This window comes from Amycolatopsis dendrobii (assembly GCF_014145675.1).
Classification (GTDB): domain Bacteria; phylum Actinomycetota; class Actinomycetes; order Mycobacteriales; family Pseudonocardiaceae; genus Amycolatopsis; species Amycolatopsis dendrobii.
The window spans coordinates 200,404-221,636 of record NZ_JACGZW010000001.1 but is presented as its reverse complement, the minus strand read 5'-3'; the positions used below and the strand labels follow the sequence as shown (position 1 = coordinate 221,636).

Annotated in this window: 21 protein-coding genes; 12 read left to right on the top strand and 9 right to left on the bottom strand. The window is 69.5% G+C overall.

The window, feature by feature from the left end; genetic code table 11:
- Positions 1 to 291: 291 nt before the first annotated feature.
- A complete protein-coding gene (locus H4281_RS01045; RefSeq protein WP_182888950.1) occupies positions 292 to 1,569 on the bottom strand; it encodes a threonine/serine exporter family protein in 1,278 nt (425 codons plus the stop codon).
- A gap of 209 nt (positions 1,570 to 1,778) precedes the next feature.
- Between H4281_RS01045 and H4281_RS01040 the strand changes: the two genes are divergently transcribed.
- Together H4281_RS01040 and H4281_RS01035 are read left to right on the top strand one after the other, a co-directional pair.
- Positions 1,779 to 3,890, top strand: coding sequence for a P-loop NTPase family protein (locus tag H4281_RS01040; protein WP_182888949.1), 2,112 nt, complete (start codon positions 1,779 to 1,781; stop codon positions 3,888 to 3,890).
- A gap of 28 nt (positions 3,891 to 3,918) precedes the next feature.
- A complete protein-coding gene (locus tag H4281_RS01035) occupies positions 3,919 to 5,550 on the top strand; it encodes a type 1 periplasmic-binding domain-containing protein (RefSeq protein WP_182888948.1) in 1,632 nt (543 codons plus the stop codon).
- 46 nt (positions 5,551 to 5,596) lie between these two features.
- On the opposite strand, the gene H4281_RS01030 is transcribed toward H4281_RS01035, so the two are convergent.
- On the bottom strand, positions 5,597 to 6,484 hold the full coding sequence (locus H4281_RS01030; protein WP_246411238.1) for an oxidoreductase: 888 nt from the start codon (positions 6,482 to 6,484) through the stop codon (positions 5,597 to 5,599).
- A gap of 263 nt (positions 6,485 to 6,747) precedes the next feature.
- Between H4281_RS01030 and H4281_RS01025 the strand changes: the two genes are divergently transcribed.
- From H4281_RS01025 to H4281_RS01015, 3 genes are all read left to right on the top strand, one after another.
- Positions 6,748 to 7,329: a TetR/AcrR family transcriptional regulator gene (locus H4281_RS01025; RefSeq protein ID WP_182888947.1), complete on the top strand. Its 582-nt coding sequence runs from the start codon at positions 6,748 to 6,750 to the stop codon at positions 7,327 to 7,329.
- Positions 7,330 to 7,412: 83 nt separating this feature from the next.
- On the top strand, positions 7,413 to 8,333 hold the full coding sequence (locus H4281_RS01020; RefSeq protein ID WP_182888946.1) for an acetoacetate decarboxylase family protein: 921 nt from the start codon (positions 7,413 to 7,415) through the stop codon (positions 8,331 to 8,333).
- Positions 8,330 to 9,043 (top strand): type 1 glutamine amidotransferase domain-containing protein, encoded by a 714-nt coding sequence (locus H4281_RS01015; protein ID WP_182888945.1) that lies wholly within the window; start codon positions 8,330 to 8,332, stop codon positions 9,041 to 9,043. The genes H4281_RS01020 and H4281_RS01015 overlap by 4 nt, the downstream gene beginning before the upstream one ends.
- A gap of 26 nt (positions 9,044 to 9,069) precedes the next feature.
- On the opposite strand, the gene H4281_RS01010 is transcribed toward H4281_RS01015, so the two are convergent.
- From H4281_RS01010 to cysD, 3 genes are read right to left on the bottom strand one after another with little or no spacing between them, the layout of a single operon-like run.
- On the bottom strand, positions 9,070 to 9,669 hold the full coding sequence (locus H4281_RS01010) for a DUF8817 family protein (protein ID WP_182888944.1): 600 nt from the start codon (positions 9,667 to 9,669) through the stop codon (positions 9,070 to 9,072).
- 40 nt (positions 9,670 to 9,709) lie between these two features.
- Complete coding sequence (cysC, locus tag H4281_RS01005; RefSeq protein ID WP_182888943.1) at positions 9,710 to 11,593, bottom strand: adenylyl-sulfate kinase; 1,884 nt, start codon at positions 11,591 to 11,593, stop codon at positions 9,710 to 9,712.
- Entirely contained in the window at positions 11,593 to 12,510 is a 918-nt protein-coding gene (gene cysD / locus H4281_RS01000) for a sulfate adenylyltransferase subunit CysD (protein ID WP_182888942.1), read from the bottom strand. The genes cysC and cysD overlap by 1 nt, the downstream gene beginning before the upstream one ends.
- A gap of 82 nt (positions 12,511 to 12,592) precedes the next feature.
- Here cysD and H4281_RS00995 point away from each other — a divergent pair, with 82 nt between their 5' ends.
- The gene (locus H4281_RS00995) at positions 12,593 to 13,066 is read left to right on the top strand and encodes a nuclear transport factor 2 family protein (protein ID WP_182888941.1); all 474 of its coding nucleotides are present in this window, start codon (positions 12,593 to 12,595) and stop codon (positions 13,064 to 13,066) included.
- Here H4281_RS00995 and H4281_RS00990 read toward each other — a convergent pair.
- Positions 13,054 to 13,944: a helix-turn-helix domain-containing protein gene (locus H4281_RS00990; RefSeq protein ID WP_182888940.1), complete on the bottom strand. Its 891-nt coding sequence runs from the start codon at positions 13,942 to 13,944 to the stop codon at positions 13,054 to 13,056. The two genes, H4281_RS00995 and H4281_RS00990, sit on opposite strands and share 13 nt — an antisense overlap.
- Positions 13,945 to 14,031: 87 nt before the next feature.
- Between H4281_RS00990 and H4281_RS00985 the strand changes: the two genes are divergently transcribed.
- From H4281_RS00985 to H4281_RS46090, 4 genes are read left to right on the top strand one after another with little or no spacing between them, the layout of a single operon-like run.
- Positions 14,032 to 15,201 (top strand): DUF1214 domain-containing protein, encoded by a 1,170-nt coding sequence (locus tag H4281_RS00985; protein WP_182888939.1) that lies wholly within the window; start codon positions 14,032 to 14,034, stop codon positions 15,199 to 15,201.
- A gap of 4 nt (positions 15,202 to 15,205) precedes the next feature.
- Positions 15,206 to 15,985, top strand: a complete 780-nt coding sequence (locus H4281_RS00980; RefSeq protein WP_182888938.1) for an SDR family oxidoreductase — start codon at positions 15,206 to 15,208, stop codon at positions 15,983 to 15,985.
- Between the two features lie 10 nt (positions 15,986 to 15,995).
- A complete protein-coding gene (locus tag H4281_RS00975) occupies positions 15,996 to 17,216 on the top strand; it encodes a sulfotransferase family protein (protein WP_246411236.1) in 1,221 nt (406 codons plus the stop codon).
- Positions 17,217 to 17,250: 34 nt separating this feature from the next.
- The gene (locus H4281_RS46090; protein ID WP_182888937.1) at positions 17,251 to 17,811 is read left to right on the top strand and encodes a hypothetical protein; all 561 of its coding nucleotides are present in this window, start codon (positions 17,251 to 17,253) and stop codon (positions 17,809 to 17,811) included.
- A gap of 6 nt (positions 17,812 to 17,817) precedes the next feature.
- Here the strand turns inward: H4281_RS46090 and H4281_RS00965 are convergent, their stop codons facing one another.
- Positions 17,818 to 18,351, bottom strand: a complete 534-nt coding sequence (locus H4281_RS00965; RefSeq protein WP_312872030.1) for an AAA family ATPase — start codon at positions 18,349 to 18,351, stop codon at positions 17,818 to 17,820.
- A gap of 47 nt (positions 18,352 to 18,398) precedes the next feature.
- On the bottom strand, positions 18,399 to 19,190 hold the full coding sequence (locus H4281_RS00960; RefSeq protein WP_182888936.1) for a BPL-N domain-containing protein: 792 nt from the start codon (positions 19,188 to 19,190) through the stop codon (positions 18,399 to 18,401).
- Between the two features lie 182 nt (positions 19,191 to 19,372).
- On the opposite strand from H4281_RS00960, the gene H4281_RS00955 reads away from it, so the two are divergent.
- Positions 19,373 to 20,053 (top strand): endonuclease V, encoded by a 681-nt coding sequence (locus H4281_RS00955; protein ID WP_182888935.1) that lies wholly within the window; start codon positions 19,373 to 19,375, stop codon positions 20,051 to 20,053.
- A 51-nt stretch (positions 20,054 to 20,104) separates the two neighbouring features.
- Here the strand turns inward: H4281_RS00955 and H4281_RS00950 are convergent, their stop codons facing one another.
- Complete coding sequence (locus H4281_RS00950; protein WP_182888934.1) at positions 20,105 to 20,590, bottom strand: HAD domain-containing protein; 486 nt, start codon at positions 20,588 to 20,590, stop codon at positions 20,105 to 20,107.
- Between the two features lie 92 nt (positions 20,591 to 20,682).
- Between H4281_RS00950 and H4281_RS00945 the strand changes: the two genes are divergently transcribed.
- Positions 20,683 to 21,093, top strand: a complete 411-nt coding sequence (locus tag H4281_RS00945; protein ID WP_182888933.1) for an NUDIX hydrolase — start codon at positions 20,683 to 20,685, stop codon at positions 21,091 to 21,093.
- Positions 21,094 to 21,233 lie beyond the last annotated feature (140 nt).

Here is a 21,233-nt window from a genome sequence, read left to right as displayed (position 1 = left end):
CCGCGAACCGCTCGCGCACCCGGCTGACCAGGGACGGAAGCGCCGTTTCCGCTGCGGTGACGGAAAAGCGGGAGCCCGCGAGCACGGCGAGGCCGGCGTGCCGGGAAGCGGCAGGATAGGTGGCGTCCGGCTGCCAGCCCGCGGAACACCGCGAGCACGGCGCCGCCATCGGCGCTCGACACGAGCGCTTCCGCAGCGGCGGCGCTGAAAACCCGAAACCTGGGTGGCAGAAGAGCGCGGCGAGTTCGTTCCAGAAGTCGCGAGAGACGGCTTCCCGGTCTTCGACCCCGGCTAGCCAAGAGGAGCTCCCGACATCGCAGTATCCGGCCGGCGCAACGCCGCGAGCTGCAACCCGAGCACGACCCCGACTCCGATCGCCGCCGTAGCGAGAATCGCCTCCGCCACCGCGTCCCAGGCGCCGGGAACCCGCGCGAACACCTGCGACAGGCTCAAGTACAGCGCGGGCCCCGGCAACACAGCACCGGTCAAACCGGGGATCGTGACCACGGCGGTCGGTGCCTTCAGCGTCCGCGACACCACCGCGGCCAGCACCCCCAGCACCGTCGTGGCGAGGAAGATCGAGACCGGAGCCGACAGGCTGAGCACCGATCGACCCGTCCAGTTCGCCAGGGACGTCACGATCCCGGCCGCGCAGGCGAGCAGCCACCAGCGCGCGGGCGTGCCCATCAGGATCGCGTTGCCCAGTGCGCCGACCAGGGCCGTCACCGGCACCAGGGCCAGCGGCAGCGCGGCGAGTTGCACCCGGCTGGCCTCGCCGAGGATGTCGAGGCCGTTCGCCACCGACACGACGACCATCACGCCGGTCGCGATCGCGCCGGTGAGCAGCAGGACTGTCACGATCCGGGCGGCCGCCATGAGGTGGAAATCGCCGACCGCGTCCTCGACCAGCGAGACCAGCGACAGAATCGGCAGCAGCAGCACGAGATTCGCCGCCGAAAGGCTCGCCGCCTCGTGCCCGGTGAGCACTCCCAGCGACAGCAACGAGATCGCGACCGCCAGCACGGTGCTCGCCTTCGCCGCGACTTGGAAGAACTCCGCGATGCCGACTGTGCTCAACGCCCAGCCGACGCGGTTGGCGAAAACGAACAACCCGGCGGACACCGCCGCGGCGAGCACGGTCCCGTTCGCCTGGAGGCAAATCATCGCCGCGAGCAGGCATCCGCCGAGCAAACTTACGTACCACGGCCAGGTCGGGCCCGCTTGAGCAAGGATTCCGGCGTCGCGCTCGGCTTCGGCAGGCGAAATCGTACCGGCGGCGGCGCGCACCGCGAGCGCTTCCCAGTCTCCCATCCGGCCGATGTCGCGAGCGTCGTTCGCCTGCACGCTCCCGAACAGCACCAGCGGTTCTCCTGCGCCGCCGCAGTACTGGAGGTGAATTGCCCGCACTCCCACCGAAATCCGCAGATCCGCGACGCCGCCGGCCGACGCCAGCCCGCGGACCGTGCGCACGATGACGGCGGTTTCGATGCCCTGCCGGAACATCTGCATCGCCACGTCGAGAGCGAAGCTCAGCACCCGTTGCGCCCGTTCGCGCTCGTCCACTGCCATGACCGCACTTTAAGCAGCCGCCCCGACAAGAAAGGGCCCGCGAACGCGCGGAATGGGAGCCTTCGCCCGATCGTGGCGCACGCTGACTTTCCCTGAGCGGAACACCCCCGGACAGCCGCTTGCGCGAGCGACCGCGAGGGCCACACTTTTGAGTGAACCGCCGCGATACCTGTGACACGGCCCACATCTGAACCGATACACCTTCTGCCGTGCCTCTGACCGCACCGCGAGCCGAACGGCAGGACCTGGGGGAACCGCACGTGCTGACCGCCGCAGAACTCTTTGTCCGGCAAGCCTTCCGGCGTCCAGCGGAGGGGACGGCCGTGCCGGAGCCGGTCGTCGCGCTGCTCGGGCCGAAGGGCTCGGGCAAGAGCGCCGCGCTGAAAACGATCTCCGCCGCGTGCGGGGGCACGCTCGTCCACGCCCGGCTCGATTTCCAGGACGCCCAGGTCGCCGATCCGATCTCCGCCGTCGCGTACGTGTCCTTCCTGCTGGCGCGGCACTGGGACAACCTGCCGCGCGACCCGGCCTTCCACCGCGTCGGGCTTTCCCTGCTGGCACTGAACGAAACCCTGCCGCAGGACCGGGACGCGGCCCGGGCGCACGTCCTCCAGCTCGTCGGAAGCTACCTGCACCAGGACGACGACCACGCCGTCGCGGACATGGCGGGCGAGGCGGTCAAGTTCGCGCTGTCGCTGTCCGGGATCGGCGCACAGGTGCCGGGACCCGCTGTCCAGCAAGTGCTCAGCAGCGGAATCAGCGCGCTGCTGCGGCTGACGAACCGGCGGCGGCGAAGTGTGCGGCAGGCGCTGAAATGGTTCAGCGGCCTGCTGGAGGGAGCCGGCACGATCGACTCGCTGATCGAGCTGAGCCAGCGCAATTCCGATCCGGTCCCGCACGTGCTGAACGCGTTCCTGACCGATCTGTCGCGCAGCGCCGATCAATGGACGACGCCGGTGCGCCGGTGCGATTGCCTGGCCCCGCACGGACAGGACGTCCCGCACGAGCACGCCTGGGCGCTGCTGATCGACAACGTCGACGCGACCCCCGCCGGCCGCGAATTCCTCTCCGCGTTCGTGCGCGCACGGCAGAATCGGTTGCCCGAGCGCGATCCGCTGCTGATCGTGGCGGCGATGGACCGGTGGTCGTCCGCTTGGGGCCACTGGTGGCGGGAACCGTGGCGGACGAAGGCGGACTGCCCGGGCAAGCGGCCGATCCCCCTGCTGTCCCAGGCGGATTTCAAGCAGTGGACCCACCATCTGGCCGCCACCGCCGACAGGGGCGGCTCGCCGACCCGCGCCTGGTATCCGGTGTGGCTGGACCCGCCCGGCCCCGAAGTGCTGCACAACCTCGCCCCGACCCCGCCGGACGGCTGGGAACCGGCCGTCTTCGACGAGTTCGTCCGGCGGCTCTCCGGCGGCCTGCCCGCGGCCGCGCAGGAGATCGGCCGCCGGGCAGGCGAACCGCCGGTCGACGCCAAACCGCTCGCCCGGTCGCTGCTTTTCCAGCCGCACAACGGAATCACGCTCTGGGAACGCGCGCTGACCTCGTTCTTGCCGCGGCCGTTGCTGGCCGACCCGCTGCCGATCGTCGTCCCGCAGGCGGTCGCGGTCGGGGTGCGGCTCGGCCAGCCGGGGCAGTCGCCCGGGCTGGATCCGGCCGTTTTCCCCGACGCGAACGACATCCTGCGCGCACTGCGGGAGAACCTGTGGGTCAGCACTTTCGCCGCCCGGCCTTCGCGCCTGTGGCCGGTCGCCGCCCCCGAGCGGGAACATCCCGCGGCGCTGCATCCGTGGCTGCTCGCCTGCCTGCTGGCCGGACTGCACGCGCAAAGCGCCGCGGACCGCCATCCCGTCGGCATGACGTGGGCGGAAGTGTTCAGGCGGATGGCGAACACCTGCGCCGAGCCCACCGGCGAAACCGAGGACAAGGCCCGGCGGCTGTACTACGCCCTCGCCTGCGACAACTTCACGCACGTGGTCGACGAATTGGTCACCGAGTTCGCCAAGACCGGGCATCCCCGCTGGGTCCGGCTGGTCGACCAGATCACCCGGGCGCCGTGCCGCCGGCCCGCGGTCGAGCCGACCGACCACAGCGTCGCGGAGCTCGTGCCGGACGGGCAGCCGGGGCGGGAGTCCGCCGAGGCCGCGATCACCAGCATCGTCGCGCGGCTGTGGCTCTACCACGATCCGCACACCGTGCCCAGCCCGGCGCACGACCAGCGGATCTCCAAGAACTTCACGAGGCTGGCCGGCAATTACGCGGCCGGCGACGACACCGACGCGCTGACCGACGCCGCCGCGCAATTCGGCGGCCGGTGAACCCGCCTCTTCTCCCGACAGGAGCGTGATGGACCGCATTCGCAAGCTGCTGCGCTGGTTCACCCACCGATTCCCGCGGCTGGCCAACTGGGTGCTGCGGCGTCCGGTGCTGGCGACCGGCTTCGCCACGCTGACGGTGGTCGTCCTCGTCGCCGCGGCCCTCCTCGTACCCCCGTTGCTCGCCCGGTGCGGGGACGGCATGGCCCCGGACGCGAACGACGCGTGCGTCGGCATCGACCTGGACAGCTCGCAGTTCCGGCAGAACGAACCGGAGCACATGCGGGAGCTGGAAGCGACGGTCCGGGCCAACAACGCTGCGGTCGGCGACAACTACGTGTCCGTGGTGATGTTCCAGGACATGACGCCGAACGAAGGCGTCGACACCCGCCTCTACCCCGATCTGTACCCGGACATCGAGGGCGCGATCGCCGGGGTGTGGCGGGCCAACCACACCGCCGCGTTCCAGGGCAGCGTCCCGAAGGTCAAGCTGTTCCTGGCGAACATGGGCAGCCAGTACGCGAGTTGGTCCGAGGCCGTCGACGAGATCTCCGAGCACGCGGCGGGCAACCACGTGGTCTCGGTTATCGGGCTGGGCCAGAGCATGGACAACACCCGCGCGGCGGCCGCGAAACTGACCGCCCAGGCGCATCTTCCGGTGATCGGCGCGACGGTCACCGGGGACACCATGAACCTCACCCCGGAGGGCAAGCTCAACACCGGTTTCTTCCGCACCTCGCCCACCAACACCCATTCCGTGGCGGCCGCCGCCCGGTACATCGCGGGCATCGAGCCGGACCCGTCGCGGGTCGCGATCGTGCAGGACAACATTCCCGGCGACGACTACACGCAGACCCTCGGCTCGCGGGCGGTGAAGGAAATGCCGGCGGCGCACCGGTTCCCGTTCACCTCGCCGGGCGCGCTGCCGCGCGACGTCTCCCGCACGGACCCGCTGCTCACCCAGTTCGCCTACCTGAACCAGAATCTGTGCTCGGTCGCGCCGACGGTCGTCTACTTCACCGGCCGCGGCACCGACCTCGGGCCGTTCGTGCAATCGTGGACGCAGGGGAACACGCCGTGCGCCAACGGAAAACTGACCGTCGTCACCGGCGACGACGGAGGCTCCGCGATCAACGAGGCCAGCCTCCGCGACGCCGTCCGCGGCGGCCACGTCCGGGTGCTGTTCACCTCGCTGGCCAGCCCCGACGAATGGGGCCCGTGCAACGGCACCGCCGAACAGGCCGCCTACAACACGTTCCAGGCGGTCTTCACCGGCAGACCCGGCGTGTGCAACGGCCAGTCCGTCCGCGCGGACGACGGCGCAGCCTCGCTGACGTTCCCCGTCGCAGACCTGAGCAGCGGCGAAGGCATCCTCGCCCACGACGCCATGATGGTCGCCGTCATGGCCGCCCGCCGGGCCGCGAACGGCAACGCCGACCCGGTGGTCCGCACGCCCCTGTCGCAAATCGGCCTCATCGAGGAGATGCGGTGCCAGAACGCCGTCCAGGGCGCGAGCGGGACCATCCAGTTCAGCCCCGATCAGGCGCAGTACGGCAACCCGGTGGAAAAGCCGTTCCCGATCGTGGAGATCAGGGCCGACGGGTCCACCGCGACAGTCTGGAACAAAGCGGTCACGAGTGCGACGCCGAGGACGTCCTGCTGATGCCCCGGCGGTCGAGCCAGCTGCGGTAGCGACGCAACGCGCGTTGCTACCGCACCGTCTCTTTCGCCAGCGCCAGCTTGGGGTTCGTCCGCAACCGCGGCGAACGGCCCGCGCCCACCCGTCGCAACTGGCGGCGCACCCGCGCCATCCCCGCTGCCGAAGCCAGCGTCTTGTCCTTGATCGCCACCGGCGCGAGCTCCACCGCGGCGTCCTCGCCGCGGAGCCACTTCTTCGGCAGATCGGGATCCATCGCCAGAGCCGTCCCCATTCCGGCCAGCTCGATGCCCCCGGCCAGGACCTGCTCGGCGACCGGCCGCCGGACGATGCCGCCGGTCAGCATCAACGGCAGCGGGCTCGTCCGGGCGAGTTCTTCGGCCAGGGTCAGGAAATACGCCTCTCGTGCCACCGTGCGCTCGTCGGCGGAACGGCCCGACATCGCCGGGCTCTCGTAGCTGCCGCCGGACAGTTCGACCACGTCGACACCGAGCGGAGCCAGCATCTCGATCACCCGGGCGGCGTCCGCGGCGTCGAACCCGCCTCGCTGAAAATCGGCCGAGTTCACCTTCACCGCGACGGTAAACGCCGGCGACACCGCGTCGCGCACGGCTCGCACGATGTCGAGCAGCAGCCGCGCCCGGTTCTCCAGGCTGCCGCCCCACTCGTCGGCCCGCCGGTTGGCCAGCGGCGACAGGAACTGCGACAGCAGATACCCGTGCGCGGCGTGGATCTCGACCCCGTCGAACCCGGCCTCCTCGGCACGACGCGCGGTTTCGGCGAACCGCGCCACCGTCTGTCCGATGTGGTCCGCGGTCATCTCAGCCGGCTGCGCGAGCCGCTTGCTCTGCTTGCCGACGTCGACCTTGATCGCCGACGGACCCCACGCGACCCCGGGCAGGTTCGCCATCACCTGGCGTCCGGGGTGGTTGATCTGCATCCACACCCGCGAGCCGCCGCTCTTGGCCGCGTCCGCCCACGCGCGGAACGGCTCCAGCGGCGGTACAGGCGGCGGATCCGCTCGTCGGGCACCTGCCCGGAGCCGGCCATGTTCTCCTCCATGGCCGCTTTGACGAGCCGGTTGGCGAGCGCGGGCCCATGGGCCGGCGCGAATGGCGTGAACAGCGGCGAGGTCGTCATGATTCCTTCGATCCGTGCGGTATGTTTGCAGCGCTCACATGAGAGTAGGAGGCGATGTAAGCAGTGTCAACTTCCACGAAGGACGGCTACCATCACGGCGACTTGCGGGCAGCCCTGCTGACGACCGCGATGGAGATGCTCGAACAGGGCGAGCAGTTCTCCCTGCGAGCCGTCGCACGGAAAGCGGGCGTCTCCCCGACCGCCCCGTACCGGCACTTCGCCGACCGTGAAGCCCTCGAGTCAGCGCTCGCCGCCCAAGGCCTCCGGGATCTCAACGACGACCTGGTCCAGGGCGACGCGATGCCGGCCACAGTCGCCGAACTGGCCGAACTGGGCGTCGCGTATGTCGACTTCGCGCTCCGCCGCCCGGCACTGTTCCGGCTCATGTTCGGCAATGCCTGCGACGACACGAACGAGGACCGGGTCAGCGCCGCCGCCTCGGTGCACGAGACGCTCGCCCGCGCCGTCGCGAACGTGTTCCCCAAGGCCGACCTGGCCAACATCGCCATCGCGGGCTGGGGACTGGTGCACGGGCTGGCCAGCCTGCACCTCGACGGGAAGCTAGCCAGCGACTCCCCCGACGACGTCGCCAAGCAGGTCCGCGCGTCCTTCGCCGCGGTCTTCGCCGCCCGGCCGGGTGAGTGACGACCCGCGGTGTTGACAGTGCTCACATCGAGGGCCTACCGTGATGTAAGCACTGCACACATACCCTGACGGGAGCGACCGCGATGGCACCGACCGGAACTGTGGACGTCGATCTGGGCGGTCGCCTCGTCACCGTCCCCGAAGGCGGCCTGTACGACCGCTACCGGATGGACACCGACCTGGACGAGATCGCCCGCGACCCGCGCGTCAGCGGCGTCGAGTTCTTCCGCGGCCTGCCCAAGACGAAGGTCGAGTCGCCGATCGGTCCCACACTCACGCCGAACTTCTACTACCGGATGTCCTCGGCCCGCCTTACGATGCTCGCCCGGTCCCGCGCGATCCGCGCCCGGCTGCCGCGGGAGCTGGCGCCGCTGGAGGTCGCGCCCGGCCTCGGCCTGGTGTCGGTGATGTTCTTCCGCTACGACGTGTGCGACATCGACTTCTACACCGAGGCCGCCGTCGGCATCGCGGTCCAGCCCGCGCGGCACGGGAAGCTCGGGTTCGTGGACCTGCTCGCCGCGCTCAAGAACGACCACCTCGACACCTACGTCCTCTCGCTGCCGGTCAACACGGACATCGCCCAGGTCCGCGGCCACGACGGCTACGGTTTCCCCAAGTGGGTCACCGAACTCGACGTCGAAATCGACGCGCGCCGCACCACCGCCCGGGTCGCCAACGACTCCGGCGAACTCGACCTGGCGCTGTCCGCAGCCACCCCCGCCCAGACGAGGTACCCGAGCGGCGAACGTGTTTCGACCCTCACCTCCTACACCACCATCGACGGCGCCTGGCACTCGACGCTCAGCCAGACCAACGCGCTGTCGGGCGGAAGCGCGTCCTTCCCGCGCACCGTCGATCTGCGGCTCGGGCGCGGTCGGATGAGCGACGACCTGCGCTCGCTCAAGCCGACCCGCCCGGTCCGCTTCGACGTGCTCGCCGAAGGCCAGCTCGCCCTGCACCTGCCGGTCCCGTACTCGGTTCCCCCGCAAGGAGTTTCGCGATGACCAAGGTTCTGCAGGTGCTCTCCGCCGCCCGGGTCTGGACGCTGAAAGACGGCGCAGAGCACCCGACCGGATTCTGGGCCGAGGAATTCGTCGTCCCCTACACGCTGTTCACCGACGCGGGCTGGGACGTCACTGTCGCCACCCCCGGCGGCAAGCGGCCCGTGGTCGACCAGCTCAGTCTCGGCGTGAAAGGCGGAGTTCTCCCGCACACCGCCAAGAAACTCAAAGCCGGACTCGAGCGCCTGGCCCCCGTGCTGGCCGAGCCCGCCGATCTGTCCGAAGCCGACCCGGACGACTTCGACGTCGTCTTCTACTCCGGCGGCCACGGCCCGATGGAAGACCTCGCCGTCGACCCGGTTTCCGGCGCGCTGCTGACCACGCGGCTGGCCTCGGCCCGGCCGCTCGCCCTGCTGTGCCACGCCCCGGCCGCCGCCCTGGCGGCGAAGAACCCGGACGGCAGCTGGCCCTTCGCCGGCTACCGGATGACCGGGCTTTCCAACGTCGAGGAACGGTTCAACCCGTTCGCGTGGAAAGCCAAGTGGCTGCTCGAAGACCGGCTCAAAGAGGCGGGCGCGGACTACACTTCCGGCCTGCCGCTGAAATCCCACGTGATCGTCGACCGCAGTCTTTACACCGGACAGAACCCCGGCTCCTCGGCCGCACTCGCCCGCCGGATCATCGACGACGTCTCCGCCGCCCGGCGCTGCTGACGCCGGGCGGCGGTCGCTCCGGACGCCTACGAGCCCGAGGCGGCCCCTTCAGCGCCCACGACCCGTTCGATCAGTTCGTCGCGAAACTCCCGCGCCGCCTGGAACTCCGGTTCGTCGCCGGTCGCCCTCTTCAGCGCGCCCTCCAGGACCTTCAGCGCTTGGCGTTCGTCGCCGTGCGAATCCGCTTGCCTCGCAGCGTTTTCCATCGCTTTCGCGAGCTTCGTCCGCGCCTCGGGCTCCTTCGCGGCCTGGTTGATCCGGATCCAGTTGCCACCCGGATCGACGACGGTGAACCCGGTATAGCGGTCGTTGCGCAGCCGCGGCCGGGTCATCCGCGGGATGCCGGAGACGAGCAGCTTGCCGTGCACGGACCGCATCCCCGCCGCGAAGGCCTCGAACAGTTCGCTGGTGTCCTCCACGATGACCAGGCAGGTGCTGTACGACTGCTTCGGGTCGTAACCGTCCATGCCGAAGAAGTGCAGATTGAGGTCTTCCCGCCGCACCGCGACGTGCGAGTACGGCCGTGCCTGCCGGGAGGTGATCTCGAAGCCGAGCATCTCGTAGAACGGCGCGATCTCGTCGATGGAGGGACAGGGCAGGAGCGGAATGGTCAATTCGTTCGCCATCTCCTGAACGTAAGCCCGGATCCGCCGAAACGACACGGAGCTATTTGCTCGTGCGAACAGGAGCGCCGACAGTCGGCCGCACCAGGTCCGGGCGTTGCTCCAGGGCGGCGAGAACCAGCGCGGCCATCGCGGCCGGGTCGCCGTTTTCCGGGCGCAGCACCAGGTCCGGGGCCGCGGGCCGTTCGTACGGCGCGTCCACTCCGGTGAATCCGGTGATCTCGCCCGAACGCGCCTTGGCGTACATGCCCTTCGGATCCCGGTCCTCGCACACTTCGAGCGGGGTGTCGACGAAGACCTCCAAAAACTCCAGCCCCGCGGTTTCGTGCACGGTCCGCGCGAGTTCGCGATCAGCCTGGTACGGGCTGATCAACGACACCACCGCCACGACCCCGGCGTCGGCGAACAGCTTCGCGACCTCCGCGACGCGGCGGATGTTCTCGGCCCGCTGCGCCGGGGCGAACCCGAGGTCGCCGTTGAGCCCGTGCCGGAGGTTGTCGCCGTCGAGCAGGTACGCGGGGCGGCCCGAGGCGACCAGCCTGCGCTCCAGTTCCGCGGCCACGCTCGACTTGCCCGAGGCGGACAGCCCGGTGAGCCAGACCGTCCGGCCGCGGGTCGCGCGTTCGTCCCGCGACACCGCCGCCGGATGCCAGACCACGTTCGGCGCGGTCGTGCCCGGGCCGGTGATCACGCCCGCGCCGACGGTGTCGCCGGAGTGTTCGTCGACCAGGAGGAACCCGCCGGTCGGCCGGTTGCGGGCGTAGGGGTCGAACAGCAGCGGCTGCCGCGTCCGCAGCCGGATCCGGCCGATTTCGTTGAGCGACAACGACTCCGCTGCTTCGTCGCGGTGCAGCGTGGTGACGTCCAGCCGGTAGTCGAGCGAGGCGACCTCGGCCTTGGTCTCGCGCGTGGTGTGCCGGACGAGGTAATTCGCGCCCGGAGCGAGCGAGGACTGTTCGGAGAACCAGCACACCATGGCGTCGACGTCCTGGCCCACGTGCGGCCGGTTGCCCGGACGGCAGATCAGATCGCCGCGGCTGAGGTCCAGTTCGTCGGCGAGTTCGATGGTGACCGCCAGCGAAGCGAACGCCTCGGCCACCGCGGTCCCGCCGGGTCCCCAGATCGCGCGTACGGTCGTGGTGAACCCGGACGGCAGCACGGTCACCTCGTCGCCGGGCTTGAAGACGCCGCCGGCCACGGTACCGGCATAGCCGCGGAAATCCCGGCTGTGCTCGCGAATCACGTACTGCACCGGAAAACGCGCGTCGACCAGGTTCCGGTCGGACGCGACGTGCACCTGTTCCAGGTGGTGCAACAGCGAAGTGCCTTCGTACCACGGCATGCTCGCACCCCGGTGCACCACGTTGTCGCCGTGCAACGCGGACATCGGGACGAAGGTCAGGTCCGGGGTCTGCAATTTCATCGCGAACCCGCGGAAGTCCTCGCGGATTTCCTCGAACCGCTCCTGCGACCAGCCGACGAGGTCCATTTTGTTCACGCACACCACCAGGTGGCGGATGCCCAGCAGACTGGCGAGAAACGCGTGCCGGCGCGACTGCTCGAGCACGCCCTTGCGCGCGTCGACCAGGATCAGCGCGACGTCCGAAGTGGACGCTCCAGTGACCATGTTCCGGGTGTACTGCACGTGTCCCGGCGTGTCGGCGATGATGAACTTCCGTTTGGGCGTGGCGAAATACCGGTGCGCGACGTCGATCGTGATGCCCTGTTCGCGTTCCGCTCGCAGGCCGTCGGTGAGCAGCGCGAGGTCCGGATACGCGTCGCCGCGGTCCCGGCTCGTGCGCTCGACCGCTTCGAGCTGGTCGGTGAACACCGTCTTCGAATCGAACAGCAACCGGCCGATCAGGGTCGATTTGCCGTCGTCCACACTGCCCGCGGTGGCGAGCCGTACCGTCGTGACCCGGCTCATCAGAAGTACCCTTCCTTCTTGCGGTCTTCCATCCCGGCCTCGGAAATCCGGTCGTCGGCCCGGGTCGCGCCGCGTTCGGTCACTCGCGTCGCGGCGACCTCGGCCACCACTTCCGCGGGCGAGGAAGCGGTCGACTCGACGCAGCCGGTGCAGGTCGCGTCGCCGATCGTGCGGAAGCGAACCGTTGCCGGACAAGGAACTTCACCCTCGGCCACGGCGAGGAACCGGGTGTCGGCGAGCAGCATCCCGTCGCGTTGGACCACCGCCCGGCGGTGCGCGTAATACAGCGACGGCAGGGCAACGTCCTCCGCTTCGACGTACTGCCAGATGTCCAGCTCGGTCCAGTTCGAGAGCGGGAACACGCGGATGTGCTCGCCCTTCCGATGCCTGCCGTTGTACAGATTCCACAGTTCCGGGCGCTGCCGCCGGGGATCCCATTGCCCGAACTCGTCGCGGAAGCTGAACACGCGTTCCTTGGCCCGGGCTTTCTCCTCGTCCCGCCGGGCACCGCCGAACACCGCGTCGAAGCCGTTCTCGCGGATGCCGCGCAGCAAAGTCGCCGTCTGGAGCCGGTTCCGGCCTGCCTTGGGATCCTCGACGCTGCGGCCCGCGTCGATGTCGTCCTGGACGCGCGCGACCAGCAGCCGCAATCCGCAGCGCTCGACGGTTTCGTCCCGGAACCGGATCACCTCGTCGAAATTGTGCCCGGTGTCGACATGCATGACCGGGAAGGGCAGCGGCGCGGGCCAGAACGCTTTCGCCGCGACGTGCAGCATCACCATCGAGTCTTTGCCGCCGGAGAACAGCAGCACCGGCCGTTCGAAGGTCGCCGCGACCTCGCGGAAGACGTGCACGGCTTCGGCTTCGAGCGCACCGAGGTGGCTCAGCTCGTAGGCCGGGGGTGCCTGGGTCGCCATCGGATCCGCCCTTCCGAGGTTCGAGGACAGAAAAGTAGAACAGGTTCTTGCGCTCGGTCAAGCAGCGGAGGACGCTGAGCGCATGGACCTGGCCGCGCTCGAAGAAATCCGCCGCGTGAAATTCCGCTACCTCCGGTGCCTCGATTTGAAGCGCTGGGACGAGATGGCGGAGACGCTCACCGCCGACGCCCGCGTGCACTACGGCACGCCCTCCTACGGCGAACCGCTGAACTTCGACGACCGCGACGCGCTCATGGAGTTCCTGCGCACCACCGTCGGCCCGGGCATCACGACGATGCACTTCGCCGGCCACCCGGAAATCGAGATCGACGGGGACACCGCGACCGGCCGGTGGATGTTCCAGGACAAGGTGATCGTCGCCGAGCACCGGGTGGTGATCGAAGGAGCCGCGTACTACGAGGACACCTACCGGCGCGAGGACGGCGCCTGGCGGATCAGCAGCACGGGGTACGAGCGGCTGTACGAAACGCTGGTCTCGATGAAGGACCAGCCGGGGTGGAAACTGACGGCGAACATGTGGGGTCAGCCAGCCTGACCGGGCCGGACCCCGCCCGCCTCCGCCGTCACCGCATCCGCGACCGCGGCCAGCGCCGCGCCGCGGCGGGCGATTTCCGCCCCCGTGATCGGCTCCCCGACCGACAACGTCAGCACCAGTTCCTGCCGCCCCGACGCGTCGAAAGTCGGGGCGGCGAGCAGGCTCACCGCGTGTTTCTTCCGCGGTTCCAGGTCCGCGCCGAGGTACACCCGCTCCCCCAGGCTCGACACCAGCTCGCCGACCAGCCCGCGCACTTCGGGCGGCAGGTCTCCCGCCGCCACGCCCGCCATCAGCGTGTAGAGCCTGCGGCCCGCTGACGTGAGGCTTTCCACCAGGTAGCCGTGTTCCCGGCACTCCGCGACCACGCGGCGCAGGTACGCCTCGTCCAGCCGGACCGGCACCGCGGGCGGCGTCGCGAGCCAGGCGTCGAAGGCGGAATCGGCGTCCCACAGCACGTACATCAGCCCGACCGGCGGCGCGAACGGATAGGTCTCGCCGAGCCGCACCTTGCCCGGTCCGGCGCTCTGCAGCATCAGGATGCGCCCGTCGACCACTGCCGACGCGGTGCACGTCGCCTGGTACCGGGCACTGAGTTCTTCGAGATGGGTCCGGGCGATTTCGCTCGCGCCGAAACCCTCCGCGGCCGCGCGTCCGGCCGCGATCATCGCCGGTCCCAGGCGATACGTCGTGGTCCTCGGGTCGCGGACCACATAGCCGCCCGCGGTCAGCTCGGTCAGGATGCCGAGGCAGGTCGGCTTGCTCAGGTCCAGTTCGCGAGCCAGCGCGGACAGTCCGAAGCGCTGGCCCGGCCGGGCCGCGAAATAGTCCAGCAGCCGCACGACCCGCTGCGTCGGCGGCGAGCGCCGGGTAACCGCCATTGACCCATCCTTAGAACGCGTTCTAGTCTCAACGGACTGTGAACGTACCACCCTGGTACAGATCTGGACCACTGTGAGGAGTCTCCGGTGCTGACCGAACCGCTCGCCGGCGCGATCGCCGAAGCCGAAAAGATCATCGCCGAGGCGCCGCACGTCCGGACCGAACAGGACCTGGTCGAGGGCTACGACTACCTCGCGGGCAGCATCCGGGCGTCGGTCCAGACGGCGTGGGCCTACGACCGGGACTTCCCGTACTTCACCCTCTCCACCGGCCCGTACACGAAAATGGGCCTGGACAACCCGGACACCCTGTACTTCAACGCGAACATCCGCGAGGACCGCGAGTACGTCGTCACCGGCACCCGCGGCACCACCGCCGACCTGAGCTTCCAGATCCTCAACGGGGACTACACACCGGTCGAGGTGCCCGACAGCATGACCGCGTTCGACGACCGCGACATCCCGATCGCCGAAGACGGTTCTTTCGAGATCCGCTTCGGCCCGGCGAAACCCGATCCCGAACCCGGCTATTTCGCGCTCGGCCCGGGTTCCTCGATGCTCGTCGTCCGGGAGGTCTACAGCGACTGGGCGACCGAACGCCGCGGCACGATCCAGCTCCGCTGCGCCGGCACCGCCGGCCAGGCGCCGCCCGCGCTCACGCGCACCGCGATGGAGAAACGGTACGGAGTCACCGGCAAGATCCTGCTCAGCCGGATCCGGACGTTCCTCGCCTTCCCGAAGTGGTTCTACCTGAACCTGCCGGTGAACACGATGACCGAACCGCGCAGCACGCCCGGCGGCCTGCCCACCCAGTACTCCTCGGCAGGGCACTACGAACTCGCCGACGACGAGGTCATGATCGTCACCGTGCCCCGTTCGGACGCGCCGTACCAGGGAATTCAGCTCGGCAGCACCTGGTACGTCTCGCTGGACTACCTGAACCACCAGACCAGCCTCACCGCCGACCAGGCCCGGGTCGACCCGGACGGCAAGATGCGGTTCGTGATCAGCGAACGCGACCCCGGCGTCGCGAACTGGCTCGAACGCACCGGCCACGACCGCGGTTACGTCCAGATCCGCTGGCAGCGGCTTTCCCGGGAACTGACCGAAAAGGACGGCCCGGAGGTCGAGGTCGTGAAGTTCGGCGAACTCGCCGACCGGCTGCCCTATCACCGGCAGGCCCGCGTGACGCCGGAGGAATGGGCACAGCGGATCGCCGCGCGACAGGCCGCCGTGGCGGCCAGGATGCTGGGCTGACCTCATGGATCTCCTCACCGGCAAAGTCGTTCTCGTGTCCGGGATCGGCCCGGGGCTGGGCCGTTCCGTCGCCCTGCGCTCCGCCGCGGCCGGGGCCGACGTCGTCCTCGCGGCCCGCACCGAATCCCGGCTCGCCGAGGTCGCCGCCGAAGTGGCAGCACTCGGCCGCCGCGCCGTCCCGGTGCCGACCGACATCACCGACGACGCCTCGGCGACCAAGCTCGTCGAGACCGCGCTGAGCGAGTTCGGGCGGCTGGACACCTTGGTCAACAACGCTTTCGCGATCCCGCCGATCACCGACCTCGCCGAGGTCGACCTCGACGCGGTGCGCGCCGGATTCGAAACCAACGTGCTCGCCGCGCTCCGGCTGACCCGCCTCTGCACCTCCGCACTCGCTGACAGCGCCGGTTCGGTCGTGATGATCAATTCGGCCGTGCTGCGGCATTCCCGGCGCACGTTCGGCGCTTACAAAATGGCGAAGGCGAGTTTGCTCGCGCTCGCGCAAAGCCTCGCCTCGGAACTCGGCCCGCGAGGGATCCGGGTCAATTCCGTCGCCCCGGGCTACATCTGGGCGGACTCGCTCAAGTGGTATTTCGCTTACCTGGCCAAAGAACGCGGCATACCGGCGGAGCAGGTGTACGCGGAGACGGCGGAGACGATCGACCTGCGCCGCCTCCCGGAACCGGACGAGATCGCCGACACCGTCGTGTTCCTCGCGTCCGCGCTCGCCCGCTGCGTCACCGGGCAATGCCTCGACGTCAACGCCGGCGAATACCACCACTGAGGGGAAAAGCATGCGTCCAGGACGAGCCAGCGTCGGCACGGTCGAAGACCTCCACGCGTCCGCCACGAAACTCACCGGCCTCGACGATTTCGGCGGCGACGAATACCTCGAAGGTCTCCGGGTGCTGCTCGATTCCTATGCCGGCGAAGCCGATTTGACCCCGTACGGCAACAAAGTCCACCGCGCTTTCCTGCGCGGCGCGCTGGTCGCGCGGCTGCTGAGCGAGGCTTCGTGGAAGCAGAATCCGCAGTATGCCGACGTGCCCGTCGAGCGGCCCATCTTCGTCACCGGCCTGCCGCGCACCGGGACCACGGCGCTGCACCGGCTGCTGACCGAAGACCCGGCACACCAGGGTCTCGAGGTGTGGCTGACCGAAATGCCGCAGCCCCGCCCGCCGCGCGAAACGTGGCCGGAAAATCCGGTGTTCCAGGCGATCCAGGCCGGATACGAGCAGCACCACGTCGACCATCCGGAGTTCATGGGCCTGCACCACATGTCGGCCGACCAAGTCGAGGAATGCTGGCAGCTGCTGCGGCAGTCGCTGAAATCCGTCTCGTACGAATGCCTCGCGCACGTGCCCGGCTACTCGCGCTGGCTCGACGGCCAGGACTGGACCGACGCCTACCGCAGGCACCGGCGCAACCTGCAGCTCATCGGCCTGCCCGACGCCGGCCGCCGCTGGGTGCTCAAGAACCCGAGCCACCTGTTCGCCCTCGACGCGCTGCTGGAGGTCTACCCGGACGCGCTGGTCGTGCAGACTCACCGCGCGCCCAGCACCATCATCGCGTCGGTGTGCAGCCTGACCGAACAGGCTTCTGAAGGCTGGTCGGACACCTTCCGCGGCGAGGTCGTCGGACGCAGCCAGCTCGACCTGTGGGCTCGCGGCGCGGAACGGTTCGCCGCCGCCCGCGGACGGCACAACCCGGCGCAGTTCTGCGACGTCCGGTACGAGGACTTCATCGCCGACCCGATCGGCACCGTCGAGGGCGTCTACCAGCACTTCGGCCTGGATCTCGCACCGCGGGCGCGCGAGGCGATGACCACGCTGCACGAGCGGAGCCGCACCGGCGACGCGAAACCGAGGCACCGCTACGACCTCGCCGACTTCGGCCTGACCGCCGGGGAGGTCGACGAGCGGTTCGCCGGAAACTCTGCCGCGCCCCGAAGTCGAAGCCGTTTCGAGACCGGGATCTTCGGCGAACCGGCCACGCCGGACGGGGCCGCCCCCTAGGATCTGCCCGACGTTCCTCGAGCGGAGAGCAGGCATGACGACCTTCACCAACACGATCCTTCAGATCCTCCCGCAGGCGTTGCTGCTGATCGTGGGGCTGTTCGGCCTGATCCTCTCGATCAACCGGCGCTCGCGCGGCGGCTCCGGGCTGATGGTGGCCGCCTTCGCGGTCATGCTCGTCACCACGGCGCTGGACATCGCCTGGCGGATCATGCTGGCGAACGTCGCGTCCTGGATGGCGTCGGACCACCTGAGCACCTCCGAGATGACGACGATCTTCACGATCGTGGGCCTCACGCTCAGCGTTCTCGAAGTGCTGTCGTGGCTGCTGGTCGTGCTCGCGGTCGCGAAGGGCGGCCGCGCACCGCAGCCCGGTTTCGCTCCGGGCGGATACCCGATGAGCGGGCAGCCCGGGTACCCGCAGGCCGGCTACGGCCAGGCCGGGTATCCGCAGCCGGGCTATCCCGTTCAGCCGCAGCCAGGGCAGCCGCAGCCTGGCTATCCGCAGGCGGATCCCAGCCAGCAGTCCGGTTACTCCCAGCCGCTGCCGCCGCAGCCCAACCCGGGCGAAGGACCGCAGCAGCCGCCGAACTAAAGCCGGTCAGACCGCCGCTTCGGCTTCGGCGCGGGCAAGGATCCGGTCGACGGTTTCCTCGGCAGTCAGCTCCGAAGTGTCCAGCCACAGCCCGATGTGCGGGGTCTGCTCGCGGAGGTACGCGTCCAGTCCCGCGATCCCGGTGTCGCCCGGCTGGTACGCGACCTTCCCCCGCGCCGCCTCGCGCTGCGCCACCACCTTCGCGCTCGGCGCGAGAACCACGACGTAACACGGTCGCGTGCGCAGCGCGCCGACCATCTCCGCCAGGTGCTCGCCGAGCACGATGTCTTGCAGCACCACGGCGAATCCGGCGTCGGCGTACCCGTCCGCGACCTGCGCCGCGAGCGCGTGCCGGAGCCGAAGCTGGCGGACGGCCTCGGCGGGCGGGTCGGCCGGGCCCATCTCGACCCGGCCGTTGACCACCATCCGCCGGAACGCGTCACCGCGCACGTGCACCGATTCCGGCAGCCGTTCGGCGAGCGCCTGCGCCACCGTCGACTTGCCCGCCGCTTGGACACCGGTCACCAGGAAAATCGGCACACCGCGAACCCTGCCTTCTTCGGCGCGGGCCTGCCAGCGGTTTTCCGCTACCGCGAGACGGTCGCCCGAATCAGGTCGTACGCCAGGTCCATCCGGACGCCGTCGGGATTGGTGAGCCCCTTCTCGTCGTACCAGGACGCGTCGGCCTCCGGATGCGGCCCGCTGACCCCCACCCGCCCCTTGCCGTACGGCGCGACGACCACCGCGGCCGCCCCGTTGGGGTAGGTCGCCAGCACCGCCGCGTCGGCTCCCTCGTTCAGCCGGAACGTGGGCCCGTCCTGGAAATACATGTGCCGCTGCTGCCCGCGCCAGCTGACCTCGATGACGGTGTCGCGCTCGTCCGGAACCGTCGATCCCGGAGAACCCGCGTACCCGTGCGTGTCGCCCGGCAGCAGCCCGAAGCCAGGATCGCGGCCCGCGAGATACCCGCCGAAGCACAGCCCGAGATAGCTGCCGCCGCCGCGAACCCAGTCGCGCACGACGTCGGCGGACCCGGCCAAGTCCTGCCAAGTCCGGTCGAGATCCTGCCCGCCGCCCGGCTGAACGTACAGCTGCGCCTCCGCCAGCACCGCCGCCGTGAGCGGCTTCCCGGTGCCCGGCCCCACATACTCGACCCGGAAATGCTGCGGTGCCTGACGCAACAGATCGGCGACGGCGGGCCCGCATTCAGCACATCCCTGCGGCCCGTTGTAAACCAGCGCGAGCGGTGCCGCCGCACTGTGCACCGGAGGCTTCGCCTCAGCTTCCGGCTGACCGCACCCCGCGGCCAGCAATGCCGCGGCCGAGAGAAACCCGCTCAGCACCCGTCGCCGCCGCAGAACCGAAGGCCGACCCGACATTGGTCTCTCTCCTCTGATCACCGTACCCGTTACCTTAACGTAACCGTTAGCTTTTGGGCCTGATAGGGTCGGCGCTGACCTTTCACCCGTATCGTGCCGCAGTCTCCGCCCCGTTTTCCGGCCGCAGCCGGGATTCACCCCGTCCGCCGACCACTCGGGCATCGCCCCGCAAGGAACCCCTCATGCCCGCCTGGCCCGCCACCGAGGCCGACGCCCTCGCCGAACAAGACCGCCTGCGCACCCTGGTCGACCCGACCGGCCCCGCCCTCTCCGACGGTGCCTTCGTCGCCGGAGTCGACGTCGCCTACGACGATGAACGGAACGTGGTCGTCGCGGCCGCCGTGCTAGTCGACTTCGCCACCCGCGAGACCGTCGAAGAAACCACCGCGGCCGGACCGGTCAGCTTCCCGTACGTACCGGGTTTGCTCGCCTTCCGCGAACTCCCGCCGGTCCTCGACGCCCTCGGCGCGCTCCGCCACCGCCCGGACCTGATCCTCTGCGACGGCTACGGCTTAGCCCACCCGCGCCGCCTCGGTTTGGCCAGTCACCTCGGAGTCCTGACCGGCCTGCCGACCGCCGGGGTCGCCAAAACGCCGTTCACGTTCTCTTACGACCAACCGGGTCCTGCGCGCGGCGATTGGTCGCCGCTGCTGGATGGCGCGGAGGTCGTGGGCCGTGCCGTGCGTACCCAGGCAGGGGTCAAACCGGTCTTCGTCTCGGTGGGCCATCGGATCGGCTTGGCTGAAGCGTGCGACGCGACGTTGGCGTTGGCTGCGCGTTACCGCTTGCCGGAGACGACCCGCCGGGCGGATTCCCTGTGCCGACGGGCGCTGGCAGATGTTCTTCATCGCGAAGCTCGATGAACAGTCCCGAACGACTCGCGTTTATCGCCGAGCAGGTCCGGGCCTTCCGCTTCAGAATTCCTTCAGCCAGCGGCCGATAGCCGCGAAATCCTCCTCCGCGAGACCGCGACCCGGCTCGACGCGGTGCAGCAGCGCACGGCCGGGATGCCGAGCGAGCACCCACTCCCGGTCGCCGTCGGTGATCTCGTCGTCCACCCAGACGAACGGACGCCCGTCCGCCCAGTCGACCAAGGTCCGCGTCTTCCAGTGCATGCCGAACCACTGATCTTCGCGTTCCTCCGCCAGCGTCGGTTCCGGCCAGCGCACGACCGGCAACGGCGGCAGACCGAGCCGCCACACGATCTCGGCATTGGCCTCGTCTTCCCATGTCGTCGCCCACACCAGCTCGGCAGGCACCGAGGTCAGCCAAGTCCCCAAGCGGGAATCGAGCCGCTCCAGCGGATCCGCCTCACGCGCTTCGCAGCCAGGTCTGAAGGGAAGCAGCGTTCCGTCCACGTCAAGGAAGAGCACTGCGCAGCGGCAGAGGGAAGATTCCATCGCAGTGCCAGCTTATCCAGTTGATCCGTCATCAACGCCGCGGCTACGTTCACCGGCGAAAGAGGCGAAAGATCCGACTCGGAAGGATGCCGGTGACCGTCATCGACAAGATCGCCTGGATCCGGTTCGACGCGGGCCGGATCCTCAGCACCCGCTCCCGGGGCAAGGACGTCTACTACCTCCCCGGCGGCAAACGCGAACCCGGCGAGACCGATCTTCAGACCCTCGCCCGCGAAATCGACGAGGAACTCGCCGTCGCCATCACACCCGACAGCGCGCAGCACTTCGGCACCTTCCAAGGGCAAGCGCACGGCCACGCAGCAGGCACCACCGTCCAGATGACCTGCTACACCGCCGATTACCGCGGCACCTTGACCCCCCGCAGCGAGATCGAGGAAATCGTCTGGCTGACCTACGCCGACCGGAGCCGGGTGTCCCCGGTCGACCAGATCATCTTCGACCATCTGCGCGAGACCGGCCTGCTAGCCGACGCTCCGCATTAGACATTCAGCGCGGCCTCGGCCTCAGGCAAGAAGTCGAGGCCGCGCTGACGCTCGCGGACGGGGTTGGCTCTCCAGGTTCTGCTCGGCAGGCACGCGCCGGAATCAGCGACGGCGAGTTGCGCAGGCAGACCATGCGCCTC